Raw genomic sequence first — 13,789 nt, 5'->3', positions numbered from 1 at the left:
TCACTTGCCGGTGATCTCCTTGACGCCATCGGCGTACGGCTTGCCGATCGTGTCGAGGACCTGGTCGGGCGACTTGGACCCGTTGATCAGGCCCTGGAAGCCGGAGACCAGCACGTCGTAGTAGCCGGGGACCGGCCAGTCCGGGTAGAAGGCGAGCCCGTCGGCCTTGCTGACCGTGTTGAAGTCCTCGATCAGCTTGCGGTCCTTCGGGTCGCTGATCTTCGACGCGTCGGCGGCGACCGGCACACCACCGTTGTTGCCGATCAGGTCCTGGATCTCCGGACGCAGGGTGATGTCGATGAAGTCGTACGCCAGGCTCTTGGCCTTGCTGTTCTCCGGGACGACCCAGAGGTTGCCGGAGGAGCCGGCCTGCAGGGTGTTGCCGGGGAAGAGGAAGGTGTCCCAGTTGGCCTTCATCTCGGTCTTGAACCGGCCGTACCACCAGCTACCCGAGACGATCATCGGAACCTTGCCGCCGATGAAGGCGGTGCCCATGTCCTCGGCCTTGAGGCTGGCCGAGTTCTTCGCGACGTAACCCTTCTGCACCCACTGGGCGAAGGTGTCCGCGCCGTACTTGAGCGGGTCGGCCTTGAAGTCCACCGGGTTCTTGTAGAGCTGGTAGTTGTCGACGAACTGCCGGTCGCCCTTGGACAGGGCGAGCTGGTAGAAGAGCTGCCCGGCCGGGTACTCGGCGCCGGCCATTCCCAGCGGGGTGACGCCCTTGCCGACGAAGGTGTCCATCGCGGCGGTCATCTCGGCCATGCTGGTCGGCACCTTGACGCCGTTGCTCTGGAACAGGTCCTTGTTGTAGTAGACCGTGACGTACTCGCCGTAGTTCGGCACGCCGAACCACTTGCCCGACCCCATCACGCCCTTGTCGCTGTAGCGGGCGGTGGTCTGCAGGCTGGGGCTGAGCTTGCCGGCCCAGCCGCGCTTGTCGGCCTCGCCGCTCAGGTCGGTGAGGAGGCCCTGGGTGGAGAGCAGGCCCGCGGTCGCGTTGCCCTTGTTGTACTCCATGATGTCCGGGCCCTCGGACGAGTTGATGATCATGCCGGCGTTCTGCTGGATCTGCTCGAACGCCTTACGCTCGAAGCGCACCTCGACGCCCGGGTGCTCGGTCTTGAAGAGCTCGATGGCCCGGTTCCAACCGACGCCCATGGCGCTGTTCTCGCTCTCGTAGTGCCAGAGCTTGAGGACCTTGGCGTCGCTGTCGTCCCCGTTGTCACCACCGCCGCAGGCGGCCACGGTGGTCGTCGCGGTCGCCGCCAGGGCGAGCGCGGCGACGATCCGGCGGAATCGCTGCATTACTATCCTCCTCGTTGAGTATCTAGCGGTACTGCATCGGGCCCGTCGTCGCGTTGCCGCGCGGCGGCGGGCCGTTTCTACTGGTCAGCCCCCATGAGTTGACGGCTTCGTGGTGCGGCTGTCGAACCCCGGATCTCCAGCGAGCACGGCAGCAGTTGTTGGTGGAGCCGATTGCCGGCGCCGTCCAGGTGGCGCACCAGCGCCTCGATCGCGATCCGACCCAGCGCCGAACCGGGTGACGTCATCGCGGTCAGCGCCGGCGTCGCCAGTTCGGCCACCTGCGGCGAGGTGACCATCGAGACGACGGAGACGTCGTCGGGCACCGACAAGCCACGACCGGTCAACTCGCCGAGAATGCCGAAGATCGCGGTCTCGTTCATGGCGAGCACGGCGGTCAGCTCCGGGGCCTGCGCGAACGCGTCGGCCAGGGCCGCACGGCCGCCGGCGGCGCTGTCCTCGGCGGTGATCATCAGCGGGTCGAGACCGTGTCCGGTCATCGCCGCGACAAAAGCATCCCGGGTACGCAGCGCGGGGCCGTATCCGCTGGCCAGCGTCGCGGCCGAGTGGTTGACGTAGACGACCCGCCGGTGCCCCAGACCAACCAGGTGCGCGACGGCCTCCCGGACGGTCTGGTCGAAGTCGATGTCGACGTAGGAGAGCGCGCTGGTGTCGCCGGTCCGACCGATCAACACCAGCGGCACGCCGGCCTCCTGAAGCACGGTGACCCGCTCGTCGGCGAGCTGGACCTCCATCAGCACGACGCCGTCGAGCATCCGCTGGGTGGCCAGCCGCCGCAGGTCGTCGAGGTCGCCACCGCCGACCGGCGAGAGTACGAGGTGGTAGCCGGCCGCGCTGGCCGCCGAGGCGGCGCCGGTGACGAAGGCGGTTTCGGTGGCGCCGAGGCCACGCTCGTCCATCGGCATCAGCAGGCCGAGGATCCGGCTGCGCCGGCTGGCCAGACCACGGGCCATCGCGTTGGGCTGGTAGTCGAGCTCCGTCATCGCGGCGAGCACCCTGTCCCGGGTGGCCTGGGAGATCGGCCGGGCGCCGGTGAGCACGTACGAGACGGTGCTGACCGAGACCTGCGCGAGGCGGGCGACATCGTGCATGGTGGCCACGCGTACCTCCACAGCCGGGGGCTCCTACCTGTGCGTCGAAGCGGTTCGACGAAGCGGTTCGACAGGACGCTAGGCCACCTGTTACGGCGACGTCAATAGCGGATGTCGAAAAGACTTCAGCGGTCACGCCAGACCCCGCGCCCGCTCCTCCACCGCGCCGCACGCCCCGCTGGTGGGTCCCGGAGGGGGCGCGCTCCTCAAGATCGCACTCGATCCTGGTTGTAGTCCCCTCAGCCCGAACCGAGGCCACTACAACAAGGATCGAGCACGATCTTGCAAGCGACGGCGACGGCGACGGCGACGGCGAGGGCGACGGCGAGGGCGACGGCGAGGGCGACGGCGACGGCGAGGGCGACGGCGAGGGCGAGGGGGCGAGGGCGCGGGCGCTGGCGCTGGCGCGGGCGCGGGCGCGGGGGTGGCGCGGGGGTGGTGCGGGGGGCCGGGTTGGTCAGAGGTCGATGTCGAACCGGCTCAGCACCGAGGGCGCGATCAGGCCGACGGTGGCGAGCGCCGAGACGACGGTCAGTGCGATGCGCATCCCGACCACCTCGGCCTTGCTGCCGACCCGCAGGGCGATGCTGTTGGGTAGGCCGACCATCATCCACATCCGCCGCTTGATCGGGATCGGCCAGAGGATCGGCACGCCCGCCCTGGTGATCATGTCACCGAGGATGTGCACGAAGCAGCCCACGCCCAGGGCCGTGCCGATCAGCGGATAGCCGCGACCTCCCGGCAGGTTGGCGAAGGTGAACCAGGCGGCTCCGGCCGACGCGAGGGTGATGATCACCCATCCGGCACGTTCGGCCCACTCGTCGAACAGCCCGCGTAGCGCCAGGCCGAACATGAAGAACAGGATGGTGATGACGGCCCACTTACCGTACGCGGCGCAGAGCGCGGTGGTGCCCCAGCCGACCAGCAGAGTGAACGGCAGCGTGTGGGTCAGCGTCCGGTGCCCGTTGTTGCGGCGGGGGTCCCTGCTGAGCTTCGTGGCGTAGTAGACGCCGAGCGAGATCTTCTCCATCACCTCGGCGGCGAAGAGCGAGAAGACGCCGAAGGTGCGGGCCACCGTGGCACCACCCTGGTTCTTGGTCACCTTGCCGGACATGTCGAGGTCGGGAAAGAGCGCGCCGCCGGCACACACCGCGGTGCCCACCGCCAACGCGAGCGGCGACTGGTGATAGTCGGCGAACTGGTCCAGTGCCCAGGACCCCGCCAACCACGCCGCCGCGCCGGACAACGCGTGCTGTGGTCCCATCATGTCGGCTCACCCTCCCCAGGGATCTTGAGCGCCCAAAACTACGCCACTGTAGTCAGCGTCGGCGTCGCAGGGGCATCACCCGGAGGGTCCACATCGGACGTCGTCAGAGAGCTGGGGTGAAGCTCTGCCGGATCATCGGCAAGTATGCCGCGTTGACCTGCCAGTCGAACTCTTTTGTCATCCACGAGACGGTGTAGGAACGGTCGGCCGAGGTGTTGGCCAGCAACCGGAAGCTGTGCAGCTGTTCACCTGCGGCGTTCCTCCAGCCGCACTCCCAGACCGCCCCGCCCTCGAAGATGTCCATCGCGGAGATGTCCACCCGGAGGTAGCCGTTCAGCAGCGCGTCGCCGGAGGTGAGTCGCGCCTCCTCGGCCTCCCAGTACGCCACCGGGTCGGCCCGCGCCGGCCCTGCCTCGACGCTGAGCACCCGGGCGCCGTCGTGCTCCCGGAAGCAGGTCACCGCCCCTTCGGTCCAGCGTGTCCAGCCCACCGGCACGGCAATCCGAAACCCGGCCGGATCGTCGTGCCAGGTCCAGCCCACGCGCAGTTGGTACGGCGCGTCCGCCGGGCGTGACTTCGAGGCCACCGGAGTGGCCGTCGGCGGTGGCGCCGCGCAGGCGAACGCGGCCGGCCGGGGGGTCGGCGCGCCGCCTCCGGACCCCGACGGTGGTGTGCGCTCGGTGTTGTGGTCGACAAGCGTCAGCGTCACACCCGCGGCGACGAGCAGGGCGGTGGCCGCTCCGCCCAGGACGAGCAGACGCCGCCTGCCGGGTCGGGTGCCCGGCGCGCGTTTCGGTGCCGGCGCATCGGCGGGTACGGCGGCCGGGTCGACCCGGACGGGCAGGACGGCCCGGCCCGCGCTGCGTACCGCGGTCAGCGCCGCGGACCGCGTCGGCCCGACCGGCTGGTCGTGGCCCGCCGCGGCGCGGCGCAGCAGCGGCTCCACCTCGGAGGCGGTCAACCGTCGCCAGGGGTCACGTTGCAGCAGACCGTTGAGCGCGGGGCGCATCGGACCGGCGCGGCGCATCGGGTCCGGTGGGTCGGTGGCCAGCGCGCTGAGGGTCGCCATCGCGCTGGACCGGGCGTACGGTGACTGCCCCTCGACCGTCGCGTACAGCGTCGCGCCCAGCGACCACATGTCGGTACGCGGATCCGACACCCCATCGCGGGCCCGCTCCGGCGCGACGAACTGCGGCGAGCCGAGCACCGTGCCCGGCCCGGTCATCGCACCCTCGCCACCGTCGAAGGTGGCCAGCCCGAAGTCGGTGAGCACCACCCGCCCGTCGTCGGCGACCAGCACGTTGTGCGGCTTCACGTCGCGGTGCAGCACCCCGGCGGCGTGCGCGGCCCGCAGCGCGGCGAGCACCGCCAACCCGATCTGGGCGGTGCGTTGCGGGCTCAGGGGCCCCTCGTCGCTGATGATCTGCTGCACCGACCGGGACGGCACGTACTCCATCACGATCCAGGGGCTCTCCCGGTCGTGCACCACGTCGTAGATCCGAACCACATTGGGGTGATTGAGCCGGGCAGCGGTGCGGGCCTCGCGCAGCGTCCGCAGCCGCGACTCCTCGCGTTCGGCCTCGGCCAGCCAGGACGGCGGCACGACCTCCTTCACGGCGACGTCGCGGTGCAGCATCTCGTCGCGAGCAAGCCACACCCGCCCCATCCCGCCGGTGCCGACCAGGTCGAGCAGCCGGTACCGACCCGCGATCAGCAACTGATGCACGGTCGCTCCCCCTTGGTCACCCCGGGTTACACGATAGCCACAGGTGCCGGCATTCTCATCCGCTGACCGGCCTCGATCCACGCCGGACGGTGGTCCGGATCATGGCCGTACGGTGCAGGTCAGCGGGGTGGTCGGAAACTCTTTCGCACCACGGACCAGTCGGTGTCGGCCGCCGCCCAGTCCTCGTCGGCGGTGGTCCAGCCCAGCGTCCAGGGGGCGGTGCCGACGACGAGTTGTCGGGCGTGCAGCAGTGGACCGTCAGGTGCCCGCCAGCGGCACTCCCACTCCGCGCCACCGTCGCGCGCGGCAAGTTGGATCTCGTCGTACTCCGGTAGTGCCCCGCCCACGGCAGCCATGTCGCGGACCGCCTGCAGCGCGGCCAGCGGGTCGGCGGCGCCACCCGCGGCGATGCTGAACGCCCGGCCGGTCGCCGGGTCCTGGAAACAGGCCACCACACCGTCGCGGGAGTAGTGCCAGGTCGCCGGCACGGAGACCCGGAAGCCGGCGGTGTCGGCGTGCCAGACCCAGCCGGGCGGCGGGCGGAACCATTCGCCGGGAGCCGGCGCGCGGGCCGCGACCGGCGCACCGCCGATGTCCGGGCGCACGCAGGCGAACGGTGGTGGGGCCACGCCGGGACCGCCGGGTGGCGGTCGGTGTCGGTTGGGGCCGGGACCGTACGGGCCGTCCCGGCCGCCGCCGTTCGGCGGGGCGTACGGCGGTGGGTCGGAGGGCCGGGCGACGGTGTCGGTGGGCTGGTCAGCGGTGAGGGCCAGCGCGGTGCCGACACCGGCGGCCACGGCCACCAGGAGTGACACGGCGATCAGCGCGACCCGCCGTGACGTGCGGCGCGCCGTCGATCCGCTGGGCACCGCAACCGCATCACCCGCGGCCCGACCGGGTTGGGAAAGCGCAACTGTCGGCTCCTGATCGGCCGACCCGTCGGCCCCGGCGGTCGGGTCTTCCGTCACCGACCCGAGCCGACCCGCCGGCCCCAACCCCAATCCCGGCCCCGACCTCAACCCCGGCCCCAGCCCCGAGGTCGTGGCCGACGCCGGCGGCGCATCGGTGTGGCCGATCGCCGCCCGGACCAGCAACCGGCGGGCCGCCTCGTGGTCGAGGCGATCGCGCGGGTCGCGGCGCAACAGCCCCGCGAGTACCGGCGCGAGCGCCCCGGCGTGCGGGGCCGGGTCCGGCGGCCCGGCGGCCAGTGCGCTCAGGGTCGCCATCGCGGTGCTGCGGGCGTACGGGGAGCGGCCCTCCACCGCGGCGTGCAGGGTCGCTCCGAGGGACCACAGGTCGGCGGCGACCGTGGACGCCCCCTCGGCGGCCCGCTCCGGGGCGACGTACTGCGGGGAGCCGAAGACCATCCCGGGGCGGGTCGTCACGCCGTCGCCGCCGTCGAAGGTGGCCAGCCCGAAGTCGGTGAGCATCACCCGTCCGTCGTGCGCCACCAGCACGTTCTGCGGCTTGATGTCGCGGTGCAGCACCCCGGCGGTGTGCGCGGCGTGCAGCGCGTCGAGCACGGCGAGGCCGATCCGGGCGGCGCGGGAGGGCTCCAGTGGCCCTTCGGCGTCGACCACGTCCTGGAGCGTGCGGGACGGGACGTACTCCATCACGATCCACGGATTGTCGTCGACCGAGATGACGTCGTAGAGCCGGACCACAGCGGGGTGGTTGAGCCGGGCCGCCGCGCGCGCCTCCCGCAGGGTGCGCGAGCGCACCTCGGCCCGCTCGTGGTCGGCCAGCCAGGTGGGCGGCACGATCTCCTTGACGGCGACCTCGCGGTGCAGCATCTCGTCGCGGGCCAGCCACACCCGACCCATGCCCCCGCGACCCACCAGGTCGAGCAGCCGGTACCGACCGGCGATCAGCACCTGCGCACGCTCCTCCTCAACCGCTGTCCGGGCTACACCCTAACCAGCGGATCGGAAGTCACCTATCGGTAGTCCGACTCGGCTCAGCAGGCGGCGTGGTCCACGCGCGCGAGCAGATTGCCCTCCGGGATGGCGATCCGGGCACGTCCACCAGCCAGTCGGGCGGAGGCACGCCGGGCCTGGAGCGGATCGTGCTCGCGGCGGGCCGCGGCGTAGCTGGCGGCCGTGCGGGCGGCGATCGTGGCCCACCCGTACTGTTCGCCGACCATCGTGCGGGCCCGGCGCGCCACCCGTCGGGCGAAGACCTCGTCGTCGAGCAGTTGACCGACCGCGCCGGCGAGCGCATCGGGGTCGCTGTGCGGGAACGTCACCCCGGTCACGCCGGACTCCACGATCTCGGCGAGGCCGCCGGTACGGGCCACCGCCAGTGGCGCCCCGGCGGCTGCCGCCTCCAGCGCCACCATGCCGAACGGCTCGTAGAGGCTGGGCACGACTGTCGCGTCGGTGGCGCCGAGCATCGCCGGCAGTTGGGTGGAGTCGAGGAAACCGGTGAACCGGACGGTCGAGCCGAGCGCCAGCCGTCGAGCCTGGGCTTCCAACTCGGGCCGGTACGGGCCGTCGCCGGCGATCACCACGCGCAGACCCGGGTGCCGCTCGCGCAGCCGGGGGACCGCGTGCACCAGATGCTGGACGCCCTTCTCGTAGACCAGCCGTCCGGCGTACCCGATCAACGGGCCGTCCCCGGCGAACCGTGCCCGGGCCGACGCGACCGCGCGTGGACGGGCCCGCCAGGCCCGGCCGTCGACCCCGTTGGGCACCACGTCGACCTGGGTGGCCGGGACGTCGAACAGGGCCTTCACCTGCTCCCGCATGTACCCGGAGCAGACGATCACCCGGCCGGACTCGTTGCTGAGCCACTGCTCGACGCCGTGGATGGTGCGGTTCATCTCCTCCGGCAGCCAGCCCTGGTGCCGCCCGGCCTCGGTGGCGTGCATGGTGGTGACCAGGGGCAGGTCCAGGTGCTCGGCCAGGGAGATGGCGCTGTGGGCGACGAGCCAGTCGTGGGCGTGGATGACGTCGTAGCTGCCGGCCTGGGTGGCGCGTAGTGCGGTGCGGGTGAGGGTGTGGTTGAAGGCCATGGTCCAGGCCAGCAGGGAGTCGGTGGCGAGGGGGAAGGCGACGGGGTCTTCGGGGGCGCGCAGGATGCGGACGCCGTCGGCGTACTCCTCCATGGGTGCGCCGTCGGTGTGGCGGGTGACGACGGTGACCTCGTGGCCGGCGGCGGCGAGGGCGACGGAGAGGGCGTGCACGTGGCGGCCGAGGCCGCCGACGAGCACCGGCGGGTACTCCCAGGACAGCATCAACACCCGCAGTTGCCGGGCGGCGTGAATGTCGATCACGTGGGCGTCGGGTGACATGCGGCCCCCTTTGAGTTGTCCCCGGGCGCGCGCCGACCGACACCGGAACTCGATGTCGCCGTCGCGTCTGGATCGGGGCCAATCCTGCCGGGATCGAGATAACCGGCGGCGACACCACCGTTGCGGTCGTGTAAAGCGCTACTGGCCCTTTCGGCGCACCCGCAGCAGCTCGGCCACCGACCACGCCTGGAATGGGCAGCCGGTCGCGGCGTGCGGCGCGAGGCCGTCGGCCGTCTCGCTTACCGAGCCTAATCCATATTCGGTCAGATGAGACTCAATCCCAACGAACATGTCATCGACTGACATCTTGCCCCGGCGGGCGGCGTCGACGTACGGGCCGAGCAGCCACGGCCACACCGTGCCCTGGTGGTAGCCCCCGTCGCGCTCGGCGGGGCCACCCCGGTGCCGGCCCACGAACTCCGACGAATCCGGAGCGAGGCTGCGCGGCCCGAGCGGGGTGAGCAACCCGTCCGCGACGCGGCGCAACGTCGCCTCGTCCGGCTCCAACGGCGCGAACGGCAGAGACCAGGCCAGCAACTGGTTGGGACGCAGCGCGTCGTCGTCGTGCAGGGCGGCCCCACCCAGTGGGTACGCCGGAGCGGGCGCGTCCAGCACGTCGTGCAACCAGCCGGTCGGCGCCGGGAAACGCTCCCGGAACGAGGCGGTCGCCTGCCCGTGCCGTCGCCACAGCTCGTCCGCGTCCTGCCCGGCCAGCTCGGTCAGCTCCGCGAGCCCGGCCAGCCCGTTGATCCACAACGCGTTGACCTCGACCGGCTTGCCGGTACGCGGGGTGACCGGCACCCCGTACACCCGGGCGTCCATCCAGGTCAGGGCGGTGCCGGCGGCGCCCTGGGTGAGGAGGCCGTCGGCCGGGTCGACGGCGATCCCGTACCGGGTGCCCGCCACGTGAGCGTCGATCACCGCACGCAGCGCGGGCAGCAGCTCGTCGCCGAGATCGGTGTCACCGGTGACCGTGACGTGCCGGCTCACCGCGTGCAGGAACCACAGCGTGCCATCGACGGTGTTGTACTCCACCCGACCGGTGTCGGCCGTGTTGGCCAGCATTCCCTCGGACAGCGTCGCCGCGTACGAGCGCAGCAGCTCGCGCCCCTCAGCGGCCCGGCCCGTGCAGAGGAACAACCCCTCGTACGAGATCATCGTGTCGCGGGACCAGGCCCCGAACCACGGGTAGCCGGCGACCACGTCCGCTGGCGCGTCGCCTGCGCGCACCACGAACGCGTCGGCGGCCAGCACCAGGGTGGCCTCCACGTCGTCGGCCGGCCTCGCCGTCGCCACCACCTGCCGGTTGCGCCGCCGGGCCGTCGCCACGATCTCCTCCGCCGCGATGGGCTCCTGGTCGAGCGGATCGGCCCAGGCCCGCACCGACACCGTGTCGCCGGGGCGCTCCAACTCGCCGACGAAGCGCCCCGCGTACCAGAGGTCCTCGTCGGGGTGCAGACCCCGCTTGGCCTCCTCGCGGTGGTGCACGCCCAGCCACCACTGCCCCTCGGGCGTCCAGCCCGGCCCGGCCAGCCGGTACGCGCCCTCGACCACCGCACCGCCGGCCACCGACTCGACCTGCGGAGTCGGGCCGTCGGCCCGCCGCTCGCCGTGCGCGTCGCGCCACGTGCAGGCGGCGGACAGCTCCAGCCGGACGGGCCCGCCGGCGACCAGCCGGTGCACCACCGCCACACAGGAGCGGCCGGGCAGCATGGCCACCTCCCGTTCGATCACCACCGCACCGATCCGCCACCGCCACCGGGGCAGGCCGTCGACCAGGTCGAAGCGTTCCAACAGCTCGAAGCCGCGCGGATCCACGTCGCCGGAGGACCACTCGTGCGCGCCGAGCCGGACCCGCGCACCGGACGGCAGGGTGACCGCCGGGTCCAGACTGACCAGTCCCACGTGACGGGACGCCGGGGTTTCACCGGGGACCACGAGCAGACCGTGGTAGCGGCGGGTCCGCAGCCCGGCGACGGTGCCCATCGCATAGCCGCCGAGACCGTCCGGAACCAGCCACTCCCGGCTGGCCGCGCTGGTCAGATCGCCGCAGACCTGCGGGCCGAAGTGAATGTCAATCAACTTTCCTCCACCGGCGGCGGGGTGTAACACGCCACGACGAGAATGGCCGCTGTGGTCAAGTACCGCGGCGACGTCAAAGATATGCACGTGATCACTGACCGATCGTCCTCCGACGCCTCGCCACCCGACGCCGAGCGGCTCCGGCTCGCCCAGGCGGACTCGGGGGAGCAGGACTGGCGCGCATGGGGTCCCTATCTGTCCGAACGGGCGTGGGGGACGGTACGGGAGGACTACAGCGAGCACGGTACGGCCTGGGACTACTTCCCACATGACCACGCGCGATCCAGAGCTTACCGGTGGAACGAAGACGGGATGGCCGGCGTCTGCGACGAACGGCAGACGTTCGCGTTCGCCCTCGCGCTGTGGAACGGCAAGGATCCGATCCTCAAGGAGCGGATGTTCGGCCTCGGCGGCGACAGCGGCAACCACGGCGAGGACGTCAAGGAATATTGGTGGTACGAGGACTCCACGCCCACCCACTCCTGGATGCGCTGGCGCTACCACTACCCGCAGGCCGCCTTTCCGTACGACGAACTCGTCGCGGTGAACGCGTTGCGTGGCCGCGACGACACCGAGTACGAGCTGGTCGACACCGGGATCTTCGACGACGACAGGTACTGGGCGGTGACCGTCGACTACGCCAAGGCGTCCCCGACCGACCTGTGCATGGTGATCACCGTGGCCAACCGGGGCGACCGGGCGGCAACCCTGCACGTGCTGCCCACCCTGTGGTTCCGCAACACGTGGGCCTGGGGCCTGCCCGGTGGTGACCGCATCCCCACGCTGACCGGGCAGGGCACCCGGCTCGTCGGCGAGCACCGCGTGCTCGGCCAACTGCTGCTGGAGGGTGACGGCGGCCCGGTGCCGCTGCTCTGCGACAACGACACGAACGCCGAGCGACTCTGGGGCCTGCCCGGCCGCTCGCCGTACCCCAAGGACGGCATCAACGACCACGTGGTCAACGGCGCGGCCACCGTCAACCCCGCGCGGGAGGGCACCAAGGGCGCGCTGCACTACGTGCTCGACGTGCCAGCCGGCGGGCAGCGCCAGATTCGGCTGCGGCTGACCCGTACCGCGTCGCCGCCGGCCGCCGCGCCGCCGCCCCCGGCCGACCTCAGCGAGGGCTTCGAGGCCGTGGTGTGGGCGCGGCGGGCCGAGGCGAACCGGTTCTTCGCCGGGGTGATCCCACCGGCCGCCACCGCCGACGAGGCGCTGGTGGCCCGGCAGGCGATCGCCGGGCTGATGTGGGGCAAGCAGTTCTACCACTTCGACGTCAAACGCTGGCTCGAAGGCGACCCGGGCTCGACGCCGCCGGCCGGGCGTCGACACGGGCGCAACAGCGCCTGGTGGCACATGACCAGCTTCGACGTCATCTCCATGCCCGACCCCTGGGAGTATCCCTGGTACGCGGCCTGGGACCTGGCCTTCCACTGCGTGAGCATCGCCCGGGTCGACCCGGGTTTCGCCAAGGAGCAGATCCTGCTCCTGCTCCGCGAGTGGTACCTGCACCCCAACGGACAGATCCCGGCGTACGAGTGGGCCTTCGGTGACGTGAACCCGCCGGTGCACGCCTGGGCGGCGCTGAAGGTGTTCGAGATCGACGGAGGGCGGGACTACGAGTTCCTGGCCCGGGTGATGCACAAGCTGCTGCTCAACTTCACCTGGTGGGTCAACCGCAAGGACACCGGCGGCAACAACGTCTTCGAGGGCGGCTTCCTCGGGCTGGACAACGTCGGGCCGTTCGACAGGTCGGCGGCGCTGCCGGTGGCGGGCGTGTTGGAGCAGTCCGACGGCACCGGCTGGATGGCCATGTACGCCCTCAACCTGCTGGACATGGCGGTCGTGCTCGCCGAGCACGACCGGACCTGGGTGGACACCGCCACCAAGTTCTTCGAACACTTCCTCTACATCGCCGCCGCCGCGTACGAGCAGGGGTTGTGGGACGACGAGGACGCGTTCTTCTACGACGTGTTGCGCCTCGCCGACGGCACGAAGGTGCCGCTGAAGGTCCGTTCCGTGGTCGGGCTGCTGCCGTTGGCCGCGACCACCCGGCTCACCGCGAAGACCCTGCACCACCTACCGGAGCTGGGCGCGCGGTTGCGCTGGTTCCTCACCAACCGCCCGGAGTACGCGCAGGTGATCGGCACCCGCCGCCTCGGCCCGGACGGTCGGCAGCAGCGGCTGCTGTCCATGGTCGGCCAGGAGCAGGTGGTCCGGCTGCTCGCCCGGATGCTCGACCCCGACGAGTTCCTCTCCGACTTCGGCCTGCGGACGCTGTCCCGCGCGCACCTGGACAAGCCGTTCTCGGTCACCCTCGGCGGGCAGGAGTTCTCCGTCGGCTACGAGCCGGCCGAGTCGACGAGCGGCCTGTTCGGCGGCAACTCGAACTGGCGCGGACCGATCTGGATGCCGACGAACTTCCTCCTGGTCAGCGCCCTGCGCGACTACGCCGCGTTCTTCGGCGACGACCTCCAGGTGGAATATCCGACCCGCTCCGGGGTGAAACGCAGCCTCGACGAGATCGCCGATGACCTGTCGGCTCGGCTGATCTCACTCTTCACCCAGGACGACTGGGGTCGGCGACCCATCTACGGCGCGTGCCAGCTCTTCCAGACCCACCCCGACTGGCGCGACCTGATCGCCTTCCCCGAGTACTTCCACGGCGACAACGGTGCCGGCCTGGGCGCCTGGCACCAGACCGGCTGGACAGCCCTGGTGGCCGACCTGATCCTCACGCTGCGCCGCTGAACGCCCCGATCCGCTGCGCGCGCCGCGCCGTGGGCGTGCCGCGCGCGGTGCGCCGTGCCGTGCCGTGCGCCGTGCCGTGCCGTGCGCCGGGCCGTGCCGCGCCGTGCGCCGTGCCGGGCCGCGCTGCGCCGTGCCGGGCCGCGCTGCGCCGTGCCGGGCCGCGCTGCGCCGTGCCGGGCCGCGCTGCGCCGTGCCGGGCCGCGCTGCGCCGTGCCGGGCCGCGCTGCGCCGTGCCGGGCCGCGCTGCGCCGTGCCGGGCC

Annotated in this window: 8 protein-coding genes and 2 pseudogenes; 2 read left to right on the top strand and 8 right to left on the bottom strand. The window is 71.8% G+C overall.

The window, feature by feature from the left end:
• Together ACFYPM_RS26910 and ACFYPM_RS26905 are read right to left on the bottom strand one after the other, a co-directional pair.
• Complete coding sequence (locus ACFYPM_RS26910) at positions 1-1,305, bottom strand: ABC transporter substrate-binding protein (RefSeq protein WP_387202422.1); 1,305 nt, start codon at positions 1,303-1,305, stop codon at positions 1-3.
• A gap of 77 nt (positions 1,306-1,382) precedes the next feature.
• On the bottom strand, positions 1,383-2,414 hold the full coding sequence (locus tag ACFYPM_RS26905; RefSeq protein ID WP_387202607.1) for a LacI family DNA-binding transcriptional regulator: 1,032 nt from the start codon (positions 2,412-2,414) through the stop codon (positions 1,383-1,385).
• 104 nt (positions 2,415-2,518) lie between these two features.
• Here ACFYPM_RS26905 and ACFYPM_RS26900 point away from each other — a divergent pair.
• Positions 2,519-2,782: pseudogene (locus ACFYPM_RS26900) on the top strand (hypothetical protein); the annotation flags it as partial.
• Between the two features lie 89 nt (positions 2,783-2,871).
• Here the strand turns inward: ACFYPM_RS26900 and ACFYPM_RS26895 are convergent.
• The 5 genes from ACFYPM_RS26895 to ACFYPM_RS26875 form a co-directional block, all read right to left on the bottom strand.
• Positions 2,872-3,681 (bottom strand): metal-dependent hydrolase, encoded by an 810-nt coding sequence (locus ACFYPM_RS26895; RefSeq protein WP_357248543.1) that lies wholly within the window; start codon positions 3,679-3,681, stop codon positions 2,872-2,874.
• A 103-nt stretch (positions 3,682-3,784) separates the two neighbouring features.
• Positions 3,785-5,407 carry a serine/threonine-protein kinase gene (locus tag ACFYPM_RS26890; protein WP_387202418.1) on the bottom strand — a complete coding sequence of 541 codons (1,623 nt, stop codon included), beginning with the start codon at positions 5,405-5,407 and terminating at the stop codon, positions 3,785-3,787.
• Between the two features lie 119 nt (positions 5,408-5,526).
• On the bottom strand, positions 5,527-7,281 hold the full coding sequence (locus ACFYPM_RS26885; RefSeq protein WP_387202415.1) for a protein kinase: 1,755 nt from the start codon (positions 7,279-7,281) through the stop codon (positions 5,527-5,529).
• Positions 7,282-7,364: 83 nt separating this feature from the next.
• Positions 7,365-8,699: a glycosyltransferase family 4 protein gene (locus ACFYPM_RS26880; protein ID WP_387202413.1), complete on the bottom strand. Its 1,335-nt coding sequence runs from the start codon at positions 8,697-8,699 to the stop codon at positions 7,365-7,367.
• Between the two features lie 138 nt (positions 8,700-8,837).
• Positions 8,838-10,781 carry an amylo-alpha-1,6-glucosidase gene (locus ACFYPM_RS26875; RefSeq protein ID WP_387202410.1) on the bottom strand — a complete coding sequence of 648 codons (1,944 nt, stop codon included), beginning with the start codon at positions 10,779-10,781 and terminating at the stop codon, positions 8,838-8,840.
• A gap of 81 nt (positions 10,782-10,862) precedes the next feature.
• On the opposite strand from ACFYPM_RS26875, the gene ACFYPM_RS26870 reads away from it, so the two are divergent.
• On the top strand, positions 10,863-13,529 hold the full coding sequence (locus ACFYPM_RS26870; RefSeq protein WP_387202604.1) for a glucosidase: 2,667 nt from the start codon (positions 10,863-10,865) through the stop codon (positions 13,527-13,529).
• Here the strand turns inward: ACFYPM_RS26870 and ACFYPM_RS26865 are convergent.
• Positions 13,513-13,789, bottom strand: a pseudogene (locus ACFYPM_RS26865) (hypothetical protein); the annotation flags it as partial. The gene ACFYPM_RS26870 and the pseudogene ACFYPM_RS26865 sit on opposite strands and share 17 nt — an antisense overlap.

This window comes from Micromonospora sp. NPDC005203, assembly GCF_042872705.1.
Lineage (GTDB): Bacteria > Actinomycetota > Actinomycetes > Mycobacteriales > Micromonosporaceae > Micromonospora.
The sequence above is the reverse complement of the archived record's forward strand: the minus strand, read 5'-3'. Positions and strand labels throughout refer to the sequence as shown.

Bases quoted from the DNA above. Each gene is read 5' to 3' on its own strand.
- ACFYPM_RS26895 (WP_357248543.1), bottom strand. From the start codon at position 3,681: ATGATGGGACCACAGCACGCGTTGTCCGGCGCGGCGGCGTGGTTGGCG.
- ACFYPM_RS26905 (WP_387202607.1), bottom strand. From the start codon at position 2,414: ATGCACGATGTCGCCCGCCTCGCGCAGGTCTCGGTCAGCACCGTCTCG.
- ACFYPM_RS26910 (WP_387202422.1), bottom strand. From the start codon at position 1,305: ATGCAGCGATTCCGCCGGATCGTCGCCGCGCTCGCCCTGGCGGCGACC.
- ACFYPM_RS26880 (WP_387202413.1), bottom strand. From the start codon at position 8,699: ATGTCACCCGACGCCCACGTGATCGACATTCACGCCGCCCGGCAACTG.
- ACFYPM_RS26870 (WP_387202604.1), top strand. From the start codon at position 10,863: ATGCACGTGATCACTGACCGATCGTCCTCCGACGCCTCGCCACCCGAC.